Below are 19386 nucleotides of genomic sequence, written 5' to 3' on the forward strand. Positions count from 1 at the left end.
TGAATGAAATTTTATTTCAAGAATTGATCGCAATTAAATAAATCTTGTTTTCCGTCGATCGCCACTTTGAAACTCACTATATTTTATAATGCCATAAATGCGATCGTGACTGTATCGTAAATTACTAATTTATGCGGTTTTAGACAAATTGCGATCGGCTATTGGTGTCAACCTAAGTTCAAACCCAGTCACAGATTGCTGTTTGACCATTAAACTCAGATCCCCCCTAACCCCCCTTAAGAAGGGGGGAACAAGATCCTTCTCAAAGTCCCCCTTCTTAAGGGGGATTTAGGGGGATCTAGACTTAGGTAAAAGCGATATTTATTAAGGGTTTTAGGCTTAAGTTGATACCAATGGGGGAAAGCCTTTGTCCCTACTTCATAAACTTTCAGTATCTTACTCAGCTATAAACTTTGTGAGCTCGCCGAGATGTTGCTGAATCGCATTTATCCCGCGCAGGTGCGAAAGATGTGAACCTCCGTACAAGAAGCTATTCAAGCTAACTTGATAGTTTTGCTGAACTGCTAAATCCAGCCACAAATTGTTAACAACATCTCCGGGTTTGTAGTCGGGAATGTTGTGCTGATAGTAAGGGAAACTGTCAATGCAAGTATTGAAAAAGTTCTTTCGCCCGGAATGCTTTAAATACTGATATCGTGGCTTGAATTCTGTCCGATTTTCTAATACTGTATATATAGTATCAGCTAAAGATTCTGGATCGAATTTAGCATAAAGCCCTGCACCTTTGGGGAAAACAGGAGAGTCTCCTCTGGCATATTGGTTGAATTCTTGGAAACAAATTACGGGAACGTTGCAACTCATGGCTTCGGTGATGCCTCGGTTTTTTCCTTCGAGGAGGGAACCGAGAACAAATGCTTTGGATCGCGAATAATACAGAGGCATTTCGTTGTAGTAGTCAACTCTCGGCAGTAAGTTGATGTAGTCTGAGGGATTACCTAAAATTGTCTCGACTTGCTGCCATTCTTTTAAGGCGTACTCGTCGAGGGTTTTGAGATTGTTTGCATCAAAATCGTGTCCGCTGACAACTGTTAATTTTATGGGTTTTTGCGGGTATTTTTGGCGGTAAATTTTTAAGGCTTTGGCGATTGTGGGTAAGTTTTTTTCTTCGGAGATGCGGGCGACGGCGAGTAAGTCGATGTCTTTTTCTGGGACATTTCGCGGGGAAATTAGGTATTCGTTGATGAAGTCGGTGTCTTGTAGTGGTATGATTGGTTTGTGGGCGCGATCGGGATAAGTTTCGCGAAACCATTTCTCGCGCTGTGGGTTTTTGTACAAGCTGGAATATGCCTCGGCTACGGGGGCCCAAGAATAGGAGATTCCGGGAGAATAGGTAAAGGCAAAAAATACTGATTCAAGTTGGGGAAAGAGTTTTTTGATGAGTTCGACTCCTTCGCTGAAGTAAATGCCTTTGATGAATTTTCCTTCGTAAAACAATGGGGGAAGTAAGACGTAAAAGCTGACGGTATCGAAGCGGTGAGGTTGATCCTCGAATATTTCCCAGCTAAAGGCGTCTAAGTCTGCATAAATCTCGGCGATTGGTTTGTTGATGTGGGGGTTGCTTAAATATGGTTTTTGTCGATCGTAGTTTCCGCGTACCATATAGTTTTTAGTATGATTGTCTGGCTTTTTTTATTTAACCACAGAGGGTGCAGAGGGCGCAGAGGGGAGGAAGCGATGTTTATTCTGGTGATTGGTTGTCGTCTAGTGTGAGGGCGAGTTGGTAGATTTGGCGGCGGGGGAGGGATGTTTGTTGGGCTAGTTGGCGGCTGGCTTGGGAACGACTGATTCCTTCACTGATTAATGTTTGTAATTCGGCTTTGATGGCGTCTTCGGAGAATACTGGGGCTGCTGTTTGGAGGCCGCCGATGATGAGGGTAAATTCTCCTTTGGGTTCATTATTTGTGTAAAGTTCGATCGCACTTTCGATACTACCACGCCAAAACTCTTCGTGCATCTTGGTCAATTCCCTCGCCAGTACAATCTGTCTATCGCTTCCCAGGACATTTGCTAAATCTTGTAAAGTTTGTCGCAATCGGTGGGGAGATTCGTATAAGATAATGGTGCGGGATTCTATTTGCAAAGCTTCTAAACTTTGTTGGCGTTCTTGACCTTTCGCTGGCAAGAAACCTTCAAACACAAATCTGTCGGTGGGTAATCCTGATGCACTGATTCCTACTATGCAAGCGCAGGCTCCGGGAATGGGGATGATGTTAATGTTAGCATCAGCGCAAGCTTTGACTAACTCGGAACCAGGGTCGGAAATTCCGGGCATTCCAGCATCTGTAACTAGGGCGATATCTTTGCCTAAAAGCAGTTTGTCGATGAGTTCGGGAAGTCGTTGATGTCGGTTGTGTTCGTGATAGCTGATTTGGGGAGTGGTGATTTGGAAATGTTGTAAAAGTTTACCTGTGTGGCGGGTATCTTCGGCGGCAATCAAGTCGGCTGCTTGCAAAATTTTGATGGCGCGAAAAGTCATGTCTTCCAGGTTGCCGATCGGGGTTCCGACGATGTAAAGTGTTCCTGTATGGGGATTTGCTTGCATTTTAAGATGTAGATTTTTTAACCGCAGGTAAACGCGGATTAACGCAGATATGAAAACGGGATTGTTTTTGGGATTGGGGACTTTGGATTTAATTTATTTGGCCCAGCAGCCTCCGGGAGAAAATCAAAAAGTTGTTGCTTCCGATTGTACCATTGCAGCGGGCGGGCCGGCGGCGAATGCTGCGGTGACTTTTGGTTATTTGGGGAATAGGGCGATATGGGCTGGGGTTTTGGGGACTCATGCGATCGCCCAATTAATTAAAAATGACCTGGCTGAGTATAATGTGAGGATAATCGATTTAGGACTGAGGCGATCGGACCCACCGCCAGTTTCTTCAATTATTGTAACTCAAGGAACCGGAGAGCGATCGGTAATCTCGATTAATGCTACAAAATCCCAGGTTGACACTCAAACAATTAACCCAGATATTTTAACATCAGTTAATATTGTCCTGATAGACGGACACCAAATATTAGCCAGCACACAAATTGCTAAAATTGCCAAGTCCCAGAACATCCCAATGGTACTCGACGGAGGCAGTTGGAAACCAGGATTAGACGAAATATTACCATTTATCGAATGGGCTATATGCTCCGATAATTTTCATCCACCCAACTGCTACAACCCACAAGAAGTGTTTGCTTACTTATCAGCAGCCGGAATTCCAAATATTGCCATCACTCGTGGCGAAAAACCGATTTTATACCTCAGAAATGGCAACTATGGCAGTCTAGAAATACCTCCAATTCAAGCCACAGACACTTTAGGTGCTGGCGATATTTTTCACGGAGCTTTTTGTCACTACATTCTGCAAAAAAACTTTACAGACAGTCTCAGCTCAGCCGCCAAAATCGCTGGGGATTCCTGCCAACAATTCGGAACCCGTAGCTGGATGAAAAACAGTTAATCTTCAAGTAAAACTTACCAAAACATCCGGGAAAAACCACTCCCAGCCAGAAAACTTTAACAGACAACACTCCCTAAGTTAAAATCATAAAAACAACCCCGACAAAAATTGTAAACTTCATCCCAATCTTCCTTCGCGTCCTTTGCGCCTTCGCGGTTCGCTAAAATAGCTATACTTAGTCCCAAAACAACATACCCGAATCATGCAAAAATTGTAAACTTCATCCCAATCTTCCTTTGCGCCCTTTGCGCCTTCGCGGTTCGATAAAATTGCTATACTTAGTCCCAAAACAACATACCAAAATCATGCCTGATACCCAACCCCTAACCATCACACTTCCCCCTTTGCGGATTACCATGACTGACCAACAGCAGGTTAATCTAGAATGGCTGACGCAAAACCTGCAAAATCTACTTACTCCAAGCAAAAAAGAAGTACCCGAAAACATGAGACAGTGGGTAGCAGCCAACAAATTATTAAATAAACCCGATGCCGAAATCATTCAAGCCCTAGTAAGTACCGGTATAGATGCAGAAACAGCCACAGCAGAAGTCCGGGAAATATCCTCTCACCCCTACTTCCAAGCAGGTAATCAATACGTGCAGTTATTGCAGAAATTAGAATCCCAACTTAGCATTAACAATCAATTAGCATCCCTGTCTGCAAAATACGGGACAATCGAACGTAAAAGCAGCCTTTCGCGAGAATATTTCCTAGAAAATTACTACGCCAAAAATACGCCAGTAATTATTACCAATATCATGCACAATTGGAAAGCGTTGCAGTTGTGGACACCGGAGTATTTGCAGCAAAAATACGGCGATGCAGAGGTGCAAATTCAAGTCAACCGGAACTCTGACCCAGATTACGAAATTAAGATCGAAAATCACAAAAAAACTGTATTATTCCGCGAATACGTGGATATGGTCGTCAATGGTGGCCCCACCAATGACTGCTACATGGTTGCTAACAACCAAACTCTGGAAAGAGCGGAATTCAAACCTCTATTCAATGACATCGAAATTTTCCCAGAATACTTAAATCCTGCGGAAACAAGCGGCAGAGTTTTCTTTTGGTTTGGTCCAAAAGGTACGATTACGCCCCTACATCATGACCCAGTTAATTTAATTTTAGCGCAAGTTTCGGGTCGGAAATTAATTAAATTAATTTGTCCCCAACAAACACCTCTGCTTTACAATCATGTGGGTGTTTTTAGTAAGGTTGATGGCGAAAATCCCGACTATGAAAAGTATCCTCTTTACAGAGAGGCGAAAATCATTGAAGTGATTTTGGAACCGGGAGAAGCTATCTTTATTCCTGTGGGTTGGTGGCATCATGTAAAATCCTTGGATGTGAGTATTTCGGTTTCGTTTACTAATTTTGTATTTCCCAATTATTATGAGTGGAAATATCCTCATATTAATTGGTAATTTTCAGGGGCGGGCACGGAGCACCGCCCCTACAGGAGGCGTTTTCTCTCGTTTCTCTCGTTACTAGGCTCTGCCTAGTAACGCATATCTAGAGGCTCTGCCTCGGATTATACTAACAGGAAGAAGGAGGCAGAGCCTCCGGGTAGGCATTCCCAGGCAGAGCCTGGGAACGAGTATGATTAACGAGTATGATTAAGCTAATATTAGGGGAAGTTTGAGGATGAAAAATCTCGAAGAATTAAGCGAAATTGTGCGATCGATCGCCTGGGGTGCATCAGATATCCTACAATCCTATTATCGCCAGGATTCCCAGACTCCCAACCTCGACATCCAAGAACAAAAAGATGGGCCAGTCACCGCCGCCGATGTCGCTGTCAATAGTTACATTCTCGCTGAATTACAATCAGCTTTAGGGAATGCAGAATTTGGGTATCTTAGCGAAGAAACTTACAAAGCTTATTTAGAAATTCACGGGCAAATTCCCTTACCTCAAAGTTGGGTTTGGATTATTGACCCTTTGGATGGAACGCGGGATTTTATTGATAGGACAGGGGAATTTGCAGTTCATATTGCTTTAGCATACCAGGGAAGACCTGTTTTGTCAGTGGTGGCTTGGCCGGAACAACAAAAGATTTTTTACGCCATCAAAGATGCTGGTGCTTTTGTGGAAAGTCGAGATGGTTCTACGGTAAAGTTGCAGGTTTCTGAGCGCAATATAGTGGCGGATTTATCTATAGTAACCAGTCGCAGTCACCGGGACGATCGCTTTAATAAATTATTGCATAAACTGCCTTGTCAAAATCAACTAGCTGTCGGTAGCATTGGCTGTAAAGTTGCGACAATTGTGGAACAAAGGGCTGATGTTTATATTGCGCTGTCGGGAAAGTCTGCGCCTAAAGATTGGGATTTGGCGGCACCGGAATTGATTTTGACGGAAGCGGGGGGCCGATTTACTCGTTTTGACGGTTCTGCTTTGCAATATAACCGGGGAGATGTGAGTCAGTGGGGGGGATTGTTGGCTAGTAACGGTTGCTGTCACGCGGCTTTGTGCGGGGAAGCTGAGGCGATTTTAGCAGGGATAGATATGGATTTGAAATAAGTGCGATCGCCTTTAGAAAATACCTTATATTATCAATATAAGGTATTGTTGGGTTTGGGATAGGGACTCATGGCGATTACGATATTTTGGGAGATTATTAAGAACTCCTAAAAATCTATTTCATCTTCTAAAATCTCGATCGACAAATCCATTTTCTCCTTTCCCCGCGCCAAAAAAGTTTCGCACTCCTGCAAACACTCGACAGCTATCGAAAATTCCTCGAAAACCTGTTCCAGAGGCAATTCTCCCGATTCCACTCTCTCAATTATTGCTTCTATGCGATCGACTGTTTCTTCATAATTCCAGTCTGACTGACGCAAGGGCGAATTAATCATAACTTTTCTGTCGCATCCAATATTTCTACAATCTTAACTTTCACCACGCCCCGACTCAATTTCAGCGTCAATTCCTCTCCCAACACTAAACCCTCGGTGGTACGGACGATCGTACCATCACTTTGGATCGCCGCAGCGTAACCTCTTTCCAAAACTGCTGCGGGATTTAAGGCTGATAACTTTTGTTGCAGCACTTCCAATTTACCACTGGCTTGCTGCAAAGTTCGGGAGGTTACAGGTAAACGCTTTAATCGATGTTGCAGTTGTTGTAAATGCTTTTCTTCTTTTTGGAATCTGGATCTGACAACCTGTGCTAAATTGACGACTCGCTGTCGATGTTGGAAGTAAATATCTGCTAAATTAGGTACGGCTTGTTCAGCCGCAGCCGTGGGAGTGTGAGCTCGCTTGTCGGCAACTAAATCGGCTAGGGATTCATCTCTTTCGTGCCCGATACCAGTTATAATCGGAATCGCACAATTACCGATCGCCCTTACCACTCGCTCATCATTAAAACAGGCCAAATCTTCCGCAGCACCCCCACCCCGCCCTAAAATGATCAAATCAGCCCTACCATCCAATTCTACGCGGGCGATCGCCCTAACAATCTCAGCAGGAGCCGATTCTCCCTGCACCGCTGTGGGCGATAACAACACCTGCAAACGCGGATATCTTTGAGTTAGGGTGCGCTGAATGTCCCCCCAAGCTGCACTGGTATCGGATGTTACCACTGCCACAATTTTTGGGTGTGCCGGGAGTGGGCGTTTGTTGGCGGGAGAGAACAAACCCTCAGCATCCAAGCGCGATCGTAATTGTTCCAATCGCAAAGCTTGTAAGCCTTCCCCAGCGTCTAGGGATTGGGAAACATTCAACTGGTACTCGCCGCGAGTTTTATAAACCCGGAGGCTTCCCAATACCAGCAATTGCGCTCCTTTTGTGGGTTTCTCTAGTAATTTTTGCCGCTGAGATTTCCAGACTACGCAGCGAATAGCAGCGCTTTTGTCGGCATCGCAGAGGGTGAAATAGGTGCCGCTGGGGTGTTCGGAAACGCTGGCGACCTCCCCTGTTACCCACAGGGATTGCAAGCGGCGATCGCCCTCTAACAAGTCTTGGAGGTAAGATGTTAGTCGAGCAACAGATAAAGCTTTGTCGGAAATAGTTGAAGTCATCGACGGTCGTAACTAAAGGCAAATCTAGGCTAATATATCTAAGGTGATTTATTCAACTTGTTTGGAAATAATCTATTAATGATATCACTTTCTATGACTTCCATGAATATGTTGCGCCAAGAGGCGGAGGCGATCGGTATTACTGAGGAAGAAGCCAAAAAATATGGCAACATTCGACACAGAAGAACTTGGTCTCTGGCGATCGAACATCACCTCTCCATACAAGCAGAAGCCGATCGCATTCAACCATCTTTCACCACTGGCGATCCCAATTCCTCCTTTCCCTCGACAGAATCTCAGCAGAACGAGCATCGGCAAGAGTTAAAGGATTACGGCATTCAACTAACTGCAAATCTAGGGGAATCTCGACATAGAATAGCACAGCAAACAGCACCAATGATTGCGGCCCAACAGCCAGCAGAATATTCGGTACCGCACAGCAAATCCATCTACCGCCTCAAGCAAGCTCGCAGTTTTGACCAAGTAGTTCAAAATCACATTAAAGCCTTAAAAACAGCATCAGATACTCGCACAAATTCGCCACATTTATCGATCGGCAATTGGGTTTGTCCTGAGTGTGGCCCCCAAGCCGGAATTAGCTGTCACTTTTGTGAAGGTACCGGAAATATCACTGACATTGCAGCCATTGGATGGACTCTAGCTTATATGGAAATGTTGGGTTGTTCCGCCCGCGAAATTGAACCAATCAGGAGATTATTCCCGGAATCAAATACACTAGAATTGAATTTAAAAATTTGTGTAGCCATCAAACAAAGTACCGAAGTTTTAGCCCGCACTGAAAAATGGTTATAGAAGAAGGAAGAAGGAAGAAGGAAGAGGGAAGAAGGAAGAGAGCCATTCGACCCTTCGACTAGGCTCACGCGCACCGCTTCGCTGACTGAACCGAGTCAGATCAATTCCGGTTGTATCGGAATGATTAAACCACAGAGAACACAGAGGACACAGAGAAAGAGAAGAGAGAAATAATAATTCCGATGTCAACGGATTTGACATCAGTCCGAGGTCCGAGGGAAGAAACAGTCAACATTCAACAGTCAAAACAGATTCCAGCCCTTTTAAAGCAACTTCCAAATCATCATTAATAACTTGAAAATCAAATTCTCCCGCAGCTTCAATTTCTGCTTTAGCCCGTAACAACCGACGGGTAATCGCACTTTCAGAATCTAAACCCCGACTCCGCAGACGGCGTTCCAATTCTTCCCAAGAAGGAGGTAAAATAAAAATTCGCAGCGCCTCTGGAAACTTATCTCTAATTTGTCTAGCACCTTCAAGCTCAATTTCTAGCAATACCAACTTACCCGCTTCGATACCCCGCTGGAGAGCAAAATAGGGAGTACCGTAAAAATTACCCGCAAACTCAGCCCATTCAACCAATTCTCCAGCCTCAACCATTTCTTCAAAGCGACTGCGACTGACAAAATAGTAGTGTTGTCCGTCAATTTCTCCTTGACGGGGCCCACGAGTTGTCACCGATACAGAGAGATGAAGTTCGGGATGGCGCATGAGGAGCGATCGAACTAAGGTGCCTTTCCCCACACCGCTAGGCCCTGTCAGAACAATTAATTTCCCTGATTTCATGTTGACAATAGAAACTTTTAACAATTTAAGTTGTCGCTCAGTCTAGACTGTAGGCGCTCAAATTGCAACCGTCACAAGCTCAATCATCCCGACTTTGGCCCTCTTTGCTCACCACAAAGCGATTAGCCACGGTTTCCGGCTGAATCGCCGAGAGAATCACATGGCTTGAATCCGTAATAATAACCGCCCTCGTGCGGCGTCCGTAGGTAGCATCCACCAGTTGTCCTCGCTCCCGCGCATCGGTAATAATCCGTTTAATTGGCGCTGACTCTGGGCTGACAATCGCAATCACTCGATTAGCAGACACAATATTACCAAAACCGATATTAATTAATTGAATATCCATGAAAAGCTGAATGTATAGGTGAACGATCGACTGTTATTCCTAATTTCTCATCATATATACAAATATTGTTTTTTTACCACTTTCAAACTCAGGTCAAATACTTTTTTAGATCTCGACTCCCGGATTGATTCGATCGCAAACTGACTGACAGAAAACAGCCCAAATCCCCATCAGTCATAGTCCCCCTTGTTTATGAAAACTTTAAGAAATAGCAGCTATTTTGCCCGATATCTGAAAAATTTTGTAAAGTTTTCGATTTATAGTTGCCAATAAAAGCATTATCTGTATCCAAACAAAATCCACTCTACATGAAAAACTATCAACCACTATTTTTAAGTAAAATTACATACTTAATTCCACAAATACTCAATGGATAATAGCCGTAATAATACTGATACGACAAAACCCGGTTTCTCACAGAAACCGGGTTCTTTATCCCCTGTGGGTATGTCCTGAGTGGATTAAGCCGCCACTAAACCGCTATGTCTTAACAAAGCTTTAGTGCTCGGTTCCCGTCCCCGGAAACTTTTAAACACTTCCATCGGGTGCAAACTGCCACCCAATCCTAATACTGTATCGCGGAAGCGTTTACCTGTAGAGGCGATCGCCATTTCATCCTCCAAACCGGCTTCCTCAAAGGCCGCAAAAGCATCAGCACTAAGCACTTCCGCCCATTTATAACTGTAATAACCGGCCGCATAGCCACCAGCAAAAATGTGTCCGAAAGCGCACAAAAATGCGTCCTCTTCCAGAGGAGGCAAAACAGTAGTAATTTTAGCAATCCGGTTGCGGACATCAATCACAGTTTCGCTACCTCCCGGCTGGTAGCGGTGGTGCAATTCGATATCAACACTGCTAAAATGTACTTGTCTGAGCATGGCACTACCACTCATGTAATGCCGCGCTGCTAACAGCTTTTGGTAATAATGTTCTGGCAAAGTTTCCCCTGTTGCATAATGCTTTGCCATCCCGAACAACGTAGCGCGATCGTAACACCAATTTTCCATAAATTGACTGGGCAACTCCACAGCATCCCACTCAACATTATTAATGCCAGATGCTCCCGCATAATCGACCTTGGTCAACATATGCTGCAAACCGTGACCGAATTCGTGGAACAAAGTTTCTACTTCCAAGAAAGTCATTAAACTCGGTTTACCATCCACCGGCGGACTTTGGTTGCAAACCAAATATGCCACAGGTAAGCGCGTCTTGGTAATACCCGTTTCCACAAATTTAGCCCGGACCACGCACTCGTTCATCCAAGCACCGCCACGCTTTTCTTCCGGGCGATTGTAGGCATCTAAATAGAAATAGGCGATCGCCTTTCCTGATTCATCATTTATTTGGAAATAACGCACATCTTTGTTCCACACAGGAGCTTGACCGTCCGCAGCAATTACTGTCACGCCGAACAGTCGTTTGACTAATCCAAATAACCCCTCCAATACCTGTGGTAAAGCAAAATAAGGACGTAATTCTTCCGCACTAAAAGCAAACAATTCTTCCCGTCGTCGTTCGGACCAAAAAGTGACATCCCAGTGCTTCAATTTCCCAGATTCCGGTGCGCCCTTTGCCTTCGCAAAAGCCTGTAATTCTTCTAAATCTTTAACCGCAGCATTGTAACTAGAGAGGCGCAATTCTTCTAATAAAGCTTCCACTGCTGCAACGTTGGGAGCCATTTTGCTCGCCAAACTCAATTCTGCATAACTACTGAAACCCAGCAAAGCAGCTTGTTCCTGGCGTAGTGCTAAAATGCGATCGGTCAAGGGCCAGTTATTCAATTCCCCACTAGAAGCGCGGCTAATAAAAGCTTTGTACAATTTTTCCCGCAAATCAGCGCGGGTGCTGTGCTGCATGAAAGGGCCGTAACTGGGAAAGTCTAAGGTAATGCGCCAAGGGCCATTTTCAGCATCAGCATTTTCTGCGCCGGCGCTGCGAGCAACTTGGGCTGCTAAACTCAACAAACTCGGAGGCAAACCATCAATTTCATCTTTGTTGGTGAGAGTGAGACTAAAGGCTTTGGTAGCGTCTAGAACGTGATTGGAAAATAGAGTAGTAGCTTCTGCTAATTCTAATTGAATGGCATTAAAACGCTCTTTTTTTTCACCTTCTAAACCGACACCAGAGAGTTCAGCATCTCGCAGAGCAGCTTCTACAATTCGCTGTTGAGCTGACTCCAGGCTATCCCAACTTTCGCTGGCCCGCAGTGCTTTAAAAGCTTCGTAAAGAGGCTTACTTTGACTGAACTTGCTCCAAAATTTTACTACTTGTGGCTGTACAGTTTCGTGAGCCGATCGCAATTCCGGGCTATTTTTCACCCCCATCAAATGTCCGACAATGCCCCAAGTCCAATTTAAACGCTCTCCGAGTTCCTGTAGAGGTTCTACTAGGCCACTCCAAGTGGGCTTGACAGAGACTTCTAAAGCAGTCAGTTCTGCTTCTAGTTGTGGCAGTAGGTGGGCGATCGCAGGGACAATGTGTTCTGGCGCGATCGCTTCAAAAGGAGGCAATCCTTTGCCAATTAGTAACGGATTCTCAGTCATTGTAACGGTTGCAGTCATTTAATTTTCTGGTAACAGGTTGAAAAAAAGTCAGCTAGATAGATTAGCTTTTCATTGTTTAACACAAATAGCATAATCCTGTATTCATCTCTCTGGGATATCCCTCTGCGTTCTCTGCGTCCTCTGCGGTTAAATCATTCCCATCCAACCAGAAACGACACTACTAACTTTTACTAAGTATTCTGCAACTGCTTCACCACAGAAATTAACCGCTTGAGGTGTGGTTTAACAACCTCTTGATGTTCCTGTTCCAAGTTATCGATTTGAGCCTTAAAACTAGACAAATCCCCCGATTGTTGTGCTTGAGCCTGCACCTGGCTTTGGAGATTGGCAATTACTTTCTGGATTTCTAAAAATCGAGTATTGACTCCTTCCCAGTCATCTTGGGTGATGGAAGTTTCTCCCAATAGTTGAGTCACGCTTTGCAGTTCCTCAATCGCCTGTTCAACTGCTTCGAGATTTGTCGGTGATCCCACGGATAAATCTTGGAGTTGTTCTCTCACCTGGTGGCGGACATCTAGGACAGCGGAGGCGACAATTTCCTGCAAAGAAGCTACCGACTGTCCCAAGCTCAGCAACTGCTGCTCAATATTGATAGAATCCTCAAAACTTTCGGGCCGTGGTAGTGCAGACATTTGCTGGCGGAGTGATTCTATATCTGCGGACAACTGATTACGGACTTTGAGAATTACCGTCGCCGCAGTTTTCTCGACTTTGTTTACAGACTTTTGCACTGTGGCAATTTCCGAGTTTTGATAAAGCCGCACCTGCTGCTCAAATCGATAACGGTTGGCAACATTCAGCGACAAAGCTAAAGTTAGGGGGGCCACACCGTAAAAAGCTTGACCCGACAGGGCCACGGCTAGGGAACCGACACCAGAGGCTGCGAGGGAGGCGTATTCTGCCAACTCCAGCCAGTGTCTTTGAGGGGCTGTTTGTCTCAACTGCTTAGAGGCTGAGGGGTTTGGCTGCCGCAGGACTCTTTGGGTCATAGTATCTTCTCGTTGTTGGTAAGGTTGCGAGATTGGGTGGAGCATCGATGGTTATCCTTTTTAAAACTATATTTCTTAGATTATTTCCTGCCACTCTTAATATTTTTACCTGAGCGAGTCAGTTAAGGATGGCTGGCATATTATGATATGTCTAGTGTATTTAGCGGTTTGTGGCGATCGGCCAGAACGCGCCCCTATTTTACAGGATTTTGCGCGTAAGTCCTAGTCAACATCCATTGCCCATCCCAAATTTATGGTAATAATTGACCGATGAACTCAGAAAAACCCGGAATTGGCGATCGGCTCCAGTCTATTTTCAGTATCACAATCTTTGTAATTCTTGCATTTGGAGTAGGTTTTTTAAGCCTTAATTTTATTTTAGCTCTTTATGCAAAATTTTCTTAAACAAGACTAGATACCGCAGAAACCAGATTTTTTGCGCGAATATTTCCTGACAGCCACAGATGCAATAAAAAACCCCATTTCTTTAGTCGGAGTCTGTAAGTCCTGCTTACAGCCATGCCCTTGTGGAGGTAACTTCTTTCTTCGGCTATAATTTCAACTGTAAAGATTATGGTCTGGGTCTAGCCAGACAATATAAAAAACATTTTCACAAAGATGGCTGGTGGCGTATATCTGCTTTTTTAATTTTCTTCGATGACACGAGTTTTGTAAAAAGTTTTCATTGATTCCTTCGTAATAATAGCATGAGAAGGTTCATCTTTTGGCAAATTACCTCTAGCATTAATCCAAGGGTCTTCACGTCGCACCATCAATTCTAACTCATAGGCATCCCGAAAGAAGTAATCATCGGATAACTCGTCTAAAAACTCTTGTACTTCTTCGGGAAACTCTGGTTTTTCGACTTCTTTGAGAATTGGTTTAAAGTCAAATAGTTCTTGGTATGCGTAAAATAAAGCCGGGATAGTCGGTCCGTGTACCCACGCTTCAAAATCTTCATCAAACAGCGGTGTATCCTCAAATGCTAAATACCATACTTGGGCGTAGTACAATAGTTTTTGTAGCTTGTGGCTGCTGAGGTAGGAGCCGACATCATTGGCGAACCAGATGTAGTAATCAGCGAGTTTAGAGGCTGTTGTGACTGTAGTTATTGTGGTCATATAACTCGACTCAATATATTTTTTATTCTATGATAGCACAGTCACCGTCATTTATGATTGGGCGGTTGAAACCGCTTCTACATAAACAAAGTCTGCCTCCGCAGACTAAGAAATAAAGGAGGTATTTAAGGCGGATTGAGTATAACTGAAATCTTACCCTCTGTCAAAAAATTGTAGGGGCGGGTTTTACGAATAATCATCGCCAGAAACAAACAATCTCGAAAACCCGCCCTCTAACTCTAACCCAACGGTAAATCGCAACCCATTTATTTAGTGCGATCGTCGAGTTTTGATATACTGCTTCAGTACAGGTGACAGAGTGTAAAGACTTGCTTCTTTTTCAATGAAGCAGCGCCGCGATAGAGATTGCAAGGCGTTGAGCAAATCTGATGATGATATTTGTCCATGTTGGAGCAATTTGGCGAAGTTGACTGGCTGGTTTTCTGTCGCCAACAAGGAGAGGACTTGTTTTTCTAGTTCGGAAGTGCGATCGTACTGCTGCTGTAAAACATCTTTCAAATCTTCCGGCAACAATATGGTATCATCTATTAATACCTCAGTCGCGCCAATTCCCAACTCTTGAATCAAAGTCGCCACGCTTTTTAACCAGAAGGGATTGCCTTGGTAGCGGTGAATGAGTGCTTCGCAGTTATCGATTTCTGCTAATCCTTTATCTCGGAGAATTTCTCCGGCGGCGGCGATATCTAAACCAGTGAGTTGTAAGGTACGAATGGGAGTATTTTCGCTGGTGAGTTGAGGCACTTCTTTCGGCGGTTCCCAACCGACTAGCAGAAAGCAACTTTGATGGGATAATTTTTCTATTTGTTTGAATAGAGAGCGATATTCTTCGTAGTCTGGTTTATACTTTCCTGCTAATTCGCCGCTAGAAAAAAGGTTGTGAACGTCATCTAAGACTACTAAACAGCGATGATTTTGCAAATACTTAATCAGCGGTAAGCGTTTCTGGTTTGTTGGCGAGGAATCTAGGTTTTCTGAGTGGGAAAACAACTGTCTTAGGTTAGATTGAAATTTATCTATGGTGGGGAATTCGTCTAGGGTGTACCAAACTGCGTATTCAAACTCGTGTTTGATTTGTTGTACGAGTTTTACTGCTAGGGATGTTTTGCCGATTCCGCTGATACCGGTGAGGGTGATGAGGCGGCAGTTTTGTTGTAGAATCCAGGTTGTGAGGGTGTGGAGTTCGGAAGTGCGATCGAAGAAATTACCCAACTCCGGCATTTCGCTTAAATCTTGATGTAAAGTTTTGGTTGGTTTTGCGTTAGATGTTTCCTGATTTGGTGGGTGTAAGTTTGGTATATCTGGTGAGTGTAAAGTTTCTCCACAAAAATTAACGAAGCCTATTTGCACAGAGTCCTGTCCAAAATGTTTTGAAAACAGGAATACTTGCAACCTCTCTATTGCCGATCGCAAATTTGATTTACTAACATCTTCTCCTAACTCTTCTGAAAGTATTTCCCATAACTCTGCGCCCACTTTCCTCACACTACTTTCCGAACAGTCAAAGTCTTTGGCTATGTGTTTGTATGTCTCACGTTCTAGAGTGCCTTTGAGTACCGCTTCCTGTAAGTCGTCTAGGTGTTGGCCAGTTTTATCGAAGACTATCTTATTGGCGAGGTTTAAGGCTTCTTTTAGGTTCATCGGGGCCGGGAGATGTGAAAATTTTATGTATTATACACATTTATCCGCTTTTTAGAACAATTTTGTACAAAAATGTACAAAAATAGATCAAATAAAATGAAACAGGAAAAAACTGTAGGCAAAATTGAACATTTTTGTGGTAGACAAATCTTGAATTTCCACAAATAATAGAAAAATGCTAAATCAATCAAATGTGTGAGGCAAATAAATGACAGTTTATCTTGGTTCTAAACCTGTTGCTGAAATTGCAGTTAATGGTTTGAAAGAGGAACAGTTACAGAAAATCAATCCAAAAGTTTTAGCTGCGATTCAAGCGATTCAAGCAGAACGTATGGGTAAAGAGCCAATTGCCTGGTCTGATTTTAGTAGTCATACTACTAATTAAATTTAGATTGTTACAGAGACGGCGCTTGGCTGAGAAGTCTTTTAGCCAACAATGATTTTGGTTCTATAGTATAGCTTGAAGGAAAATTTATGTCACTTGAATTGCTTCTACCCCAAAGAACTGAGTTCTACGAAGTCCGACCTATAACAACAGTTGTAGTTAAAATCGTGAGTCGTTGCAATCTCAAGTGTTCCTATTGCTATATGTATGAGCACCCAGATCAAACTTGGAGAGAGCAGCCAGTTGTGATGAGTGCTAAGACGATTCAGCTTTTAGCAGATCGTCTTAGCAGCTATATTCGTATTCGTGAATTGAAACAAATTATTGTGGTTTTTCATGGGGGTGAGCCTCTGCTACTCGGAGCTTCTAAGCTGAGAGAGTTTTTCACTATTTTGCGGAGTAGTTTTCAGGATATTGAAGCGGATATCAGGTTCGGAATTCAAACGAATGCAACGCTGGTAGACGATGAAATTGTGCAGGTATTTCAAGACTTCAAAGTGCGTGCGGGTGTGAGTATTGACGGGCCACAAGAATGGAACGATATTATGCGAGTTGATGCCAAAGGGCGTGGCAGCTTTTCGCAGATTATCGCTGGTGTAGAAAAGCTGCGTAATCCCAAGTCTGGAGGGTCTGTGTTTGGAGGTTTTCTCACAGTTGCGAATCCTGAAATAGATCCTTATGAGCTATTGACATTCTTTGAAGAACTAAACACCACTGCTATAGATTTTATACTGCCAGATTTCAACTATGATACTTTTCCCTACGATAAGTATTCCCCAGGAACTTTTGGTCGATGGCTATCCGCTCTTTTCGATTATTGGTTAGCTTCAGAAACTAAGATGGAAGTTCGTATATTCAGAACTATCATGAAGCTTTTAATGGGTGGAAAGAGAGGCTATGATTCCTATGGGGCATTGAGTGATGGAGTCATTGTGGTTGAGACTGATGGCACTTATCACGGACTAGATGTTCTGAAAACTGCATATCATGGTGCTACCAAAACAGGTATGTCACTGAATTCTCATCCGATTGAAGATTTAGAATCTTTGCCTCTGGTAACAGCACTATCTAACAAGCAGTCTTCGGCACCTCAAAAGTGTCTTGATTGTCGGTTGTTTGATATCTGTGGTGGTGGATACCTCCCCCATCGTTACAGTTCCGAGCATGGTTTTAATCAGGAATCAATTTATTGTGAAGATTTAATAATTCTCATCGATCACATCAGAGATTATTTATCCACTGAACTATCAGGTATCTCATAAATATGTTGCGTTATGATTATTTGTGCAGAGCAAGAAACTAAGATTGGAACTGTTGACTTGGAGTTGACCTGTAAGCTAGATGATACTCAACTTTTCTACCAAAATGCGTTGATTAAATATGTCGAGGAGTCAGCTATCCGACACATAGCCATGCTGCATATTCTTAGCAATCAAGGTTATGAGCTAGCCACAGCACTTCTCCAACAAAGCGATGATGTGGATATGTTGAGCGGTTTGTTTTTGCAATATCGGGAACTGGAAGCAAAATCTCGATCGCTTTTCCAAGCTTATGTCAGCGGTGATACTGGTAGGATTCAGGACTTCCTAATTAATTTTTATAGTCTGTTTTCACCGCTGAGTGGGGGTTTGAGTTTAGGTTTAGATCCTCTCAAAAAAGTGGAAGTTGCTGCTGGCTCTCTTCTTTGTTTTCCTACGCTAGCTAGAGCGGCGGCTGTTATGCGAGATAGCAATCTTGCAGAAATTACAGAACAAGCAATTGAGGTGTTAATTGATGATAAATCCGATCGCATAACTTGGTTGCCAGACAGCTTTACACGATCGGGAATTCGTATTTCCACAGCAATAACTCAACCAGCAGCAGCGGGAAATGAGTTTAATTTCATTGAAAAAGATGATCTGCACGATGTTTCGGCTGTAAGCATCAGGCATGATGAAATCCGCCTCTGCTTGGATATGCTTTCATTCCTAGATATTGGACTTGGTGTCAGCATGAGTCGCGTGATGAAGGTGTACACTGTCTTGCCTCGTTTCTCTCCTACTACACGGAAGGCTGGTTCTGTATCACAGTTGCCTGGTTGGGCTTGGCAAGACTTCGATCCTGAAGCCGATCGAATGGAAGAAAGATGCCACTTGTGCGTACAAATGGTGCATGAGTTTTTTCATACCAAAGTTAATCTGGTAGAAAAAAATGTGCGTCTTTACACAACAGATGGAAATTCACCACAGGTTTTCTCTCCTTGGAAAAACAGAAACCGTCCTCTTAGACAGGTCATTCATGCTCTAATGACCTTTTCGGCCGGGGCGGCTGTATGGGCTAAACTTGTGTCTTCTCCTTGGTTTTCATCTGAAAAGTTGTACTCGGAAGCTGAGAGTTACTGGGCTGAAACACTTGGCTTTGCCGATATAGCTTATCAAGGTTTAATAAAGTCTGAAACGTTAACTGATGCAGGCAAGCTTTTAGTTGGTGCTTGTGTTGATAATTTGCGATTGACTATTAAATTAGGTCGCAGCAATTAGTCTTAGTTTCTAGTAACTGAATGAGTTACATGATTTAGAACACCACCAAGAATATGGAAGAAAATTTTCTGCTGTTGAATGAGTTAGCAAAAAGACTATCCTATAAGCCAGGTTATAGCTTTTTAATCCGTCGAATCGATAACGAAAAAGCTTTGATTTCTCTTAGATGTCCATCCTTAGCTGATTCTCAACACAAAAGTGAGGATATTGGGTTAACAATCAATAACACAGTAAAGCTGTCAGCGATCGTAACACCATCAGATGCCTTACACGCTTTCGCAAACGTCGTGGCAAGTCTGGAGCTTCACGAATCGGCAGAATGGTTCAAAATCGACGATCGCCAAGTATTCCTTCCACATGGTTGGGGAGATGAATTTGGTGGCTTTAAGTGGGAAGATTTTATGAATCTTAATGGTAAGTTTCTTAGGGCTCTAAAGAACTTTATCGAGCAGCCTAGTATATGAAGTAGAGATGATTGCATGGATAGCGATCGCCCAATCGCCCTTCACACCAAATACCAAACACTGCGATCATTGTACGGAGTGCGATCGCCCATAACGCACAAAAGGCGATCGCCCCTCACACCAAATACCCAACACTGCGATGATTCTACCAAGATCGATCGCCCTTTGTTGTTTCTGATGACCGATCGCCTAAAATGAAAGAGCGATCGCCCATAACTCAAGAACCACGGCACACCC

Annotated in this window: 19 protein-coding genes; 9 read left to right on the forward strand and 10 right to left on the reverse strand. The window is 43.6% G+C overall.

Translation table 11 applies throughout. The features are described 5' to 3' along the window. Positions 1 to 396 precede the first annotated feature (396 nt). Both AAFP11_RS06965 and rsmI read right to left on the reverse strand, forming a co-directional pair. On the reverse strand, positions 397 to 1620 hold the full coding sequence (locus tag AAFP11_RS06965; protein WP_341736369.1) for a glycosyltransferase: 1224 nt from the start codon (positions 1618 to 1620) through the stop codon (positions 397 to 399). A 79-nt stretch (positions 1621 to 1699) separates the two neighbouring features. Further along, complete coding sequence (rsmI, locus tag AAFP11_RS06970) at positions 1700 to 2563, reverse strand: 16S rRNA (cytidine(1402)-2'-O)-methyltransferase (RefSeq protein ID WP_341736370.1); 864 nt, start codon at positions 2561 to 2563, stop codon at positions 1700 to 1702. Positions 2564 to 2612: 49 nt separating this feature from the next. Here rsmI and AAFP11_RS06975 point away from each other — a divergent pair, with 49 nt between their 5' ends. The 3 genes from AAFP11_RS06975 to AAFP11_RS06985 all read left to right on the forward strand — a co-directional run bounded on the left by AAFP11_RS06975 (position 2613) and on the right by AAFP11_RS06985 (position 5999). Further along, positions 2613 to 3470: a PfkB family carbohydrate kinase gene (locus tag AAFP11_RS06975; protein ID WP_341736371.1), complete on the forward strand. Its 858-nt coding sequence runs from the start codon at positions 2613 to 2615 to the stop codon at positions 3468 to 3470. 305 nt (positions 3471 to 3775) lie between these two features. After that, the gene (locus AAFP11_RS06980) at positions 3776 to 4900 is read left to right on the forward strand and encodes a cupin-like domain-containing protein (protein WP_341736372.1); all 1125 of its coding nucleotides are present in this window, start codon (positions 3776 to 3778) and stop codon (positions 4898 to 4900) included. A 220-nt stretch (positions 4901 to 5120) separates the two neighbouring features. Next, the gene (locus AAFP11_RS06985; protein WP_341736373.1) at positions 5121 to 5999 is read left to right on the forward strand and encodes an inositol monophosphatase family protein; all 879 of its coding nucleotides are present in this window, start codon (positions 5121 to 5123) and stop codon (positions 5997 to 5999) included. A gap of 107 nt (positions 6000 to 6106) precedes the next feature. Here AAFP11_RS06985 and xseB read toward each other — a convergent pair whose 3' ends face one another. Both xseB and xseA read right to left on the reverse strand, forming a co-directional pair. Further along, on the reverse strand, positions 6107 to 6334 hold the full coding sequence (xseB, locus tag AAFP11_RS06990; protein WP_341736374.1) for an exodeoxyribonuclease VII small subunit: 228 nt from the start codon (positions 6332 to 6334) through the stop codon (positions 6107 to 6109). After that, the gene (xseA, locus tag AAFP11_RS06995) at positions 6331 to 7500 is read right to left on the reverse strand and encodes an exodeoxyribonuclease VII large subunit (RefSeq protein WP_341736375.1); all 1170 of its coding nucleotides are present in this window, start codon (positions 7498 to 7500) and stop codon (positions 6331 to 6333) included. Before xseA ends, xseB begins: the two co-directional genes overlap by 4 nt. 78 nt (positions 7501 to 7578) lie before the next feature. Here xseA and AAFP11_RS07000 point away from each other — a divergent pair, with 78 nt between their 5' ends. Next, the gene (locus AAFP11_RS07000; RefSeq protein ID WP_341736376.1) at positions 7579 to 8313 is read left to right on the forward strand and encodes a hypothetical protein; all 735 of its coding nucleotides are present in this window, start codon (positions 7579 to 7581) and stop codon (positions 8311 to 8313) included. A gap of 228 nt (positions 8314 to 8541) precedes the next feature. Here the strand turns inward: AAFP11_RS07000 and gmk are convergent, their stop codons facing one another. From gmk to AAFP11_RS07030, 6 genes are all read right to left on the reverse strand, one after another. Next, positions 8542 to 9099 (reverse strand): guanylate kinase, encoded by a 558-nt coding sequence (gene gmk, locus AAFP11_RS07005; RefSeq protein ID WP_340518651.1) that lies wholly within the window; start codon positions 9097 to 9099, stop codon positions 8542 to 8544. A gap of 79 nt (positions 9100 to 9178) precedes the next feature. Then, the gene (locus AAFP11_RS07010) at positions 9179 to 9445 is read right to left on the reverse strand and encodes a DUF370 domain-containing protein (protein WP_340518650.1); all 267 of its coding nucleotides are present in this window, start codon (positions 9443 to 9445) and stop codon (positions 9179 to 9181) included. Between the two features lie 461 nt (positions 9446 to 9906). Then, positions 9907 to 12009 (reverse strand): M3 family metallopeptidase, encoded by a 2103-nt coding sequence (locus tag AAFP11_RS07015; RefSeq protein ID WP_341736377.1) that lies wholly within the window; start codon positions 12007 to 12009, stop codon positions 9907 to 9909. Positions 12010 to 12182: 173 nt separating this feature from the next. After that, positions 12183 to 13001 (reverse strand): hypothetical protein, encoded by an 819-nt coding sequence (locus tag AAFP11_RS07020; RefSeq protein ID WP_341736378.1) that lies wholly within the window; start codon positions 12999 to 13001, stop codon positions 12183 to 12185. A gap of 644 nt (positions 13002 to 13645) precedes the next feature. After that, on the reverse strand, positions 13646 to 14122 hold the full coding sequence (locus AAFP11_RS07025; protein ID WP_341736379.1) for a type II toxin-antitoxin system antitoxin SocA domain-containing protein: 477 nt from the start codon (positions 14120 to 14122) through the stop codon (positions 13646 to 13648). 270 nt (positions 14123 to 14392) lie between these two features. Then, the gene (locus AAFP11_RS07030) at positions 14393 to 15781 is read right to left on the reverse strand and encodes an NB-ARC domain-containing protein (RefSeq protein ID WP_341736380.1); all 1389 of its coding nucleotides are present in this window, start codon (positions 15779 to 15781) and stop codon (positions 14393 to 14395) included. A 208-nt stretch (positions 15782 to 15989) separates the two neighbouring features. On the opposite strand from AAFP11_RS07030, the gene AAFP11_RS07035 reads away from it, so the two are divergent. From AAFP11_RS07035 to AAFP11_RS07055, 5 genes are all read left to right on the forward strand, one after another. Next, the gene (locus AAFP11_RS07035) at positions 15990 to 16166 is read left to right on the forward strand and encodes a hypothetical protein (protein WP_341736381.1); all 177 of its coding nucleotides are present in this window, start codon (positions 15990 to 15992) and stop codon (positions 16164 to 16166) included. Positions 16167 to 16255: 89 nt separating this feature from the next. Beyond that, positions 16256 to 17428, forward strand: a complete 1173-nt coding sequence (locus AAFP11_RS07040; protein WP_341736382.1) for a radical SAM protein — start codon at positions 16256 to 16258, stop codon at positions 17426 to 17428. A 12-nt stretch (positions 17429 to 17440) separates the two neighbouring features. Beyond that, positions 17441 to 18685 carry an HEXXH motif-containing putative peptide modification protein gene (locus tag AAFP11_RS07045; protein ID WP_341736383.1) on the forward strand — a complete coding sequence of 415 codons (1245 nt, stop codon included), beginning with the start codon at positions 17441 to 17443 and terminating at the stop codon, positions 18683 to 18685. A 53-nt stretch (positions 18686 to 18738) separates the two neighbouring features. Beyond that, a complete protein-coding gene (locus AAFP11_RS07050; RefSeq protein WP_341736384.1) occupies positions 18739 to 19149 on the forward strand; it encodes a hypothetical protein in 411 nt (136 codons plus the stop codon). 15 nt (positions 19150 to 19164) lie between these two features. Continuing rightward, positions 19165 to 19347, forward strand: coding sequence for a hypothetical protein (locus AAFP11_RS07055; RefSeq protein WP_341736385.1), 183 nt, complete (start codon positions 19165 to 19167; stop codon positions 19345 to 19347). Positions 19348 to 19386: the final 39 nt, after the last annotated feature.

It is taken from the genome of Microcoleus sp. CAWBG640 (assembly GCF_020883015.1).
Classification (GTDB): Bacteria; Cyanobacteriota; Cyanobacteriia; order Cyanobacteriales; family Microcoleaceae; genus Microcoleus; species Microcoleus anatoxicus.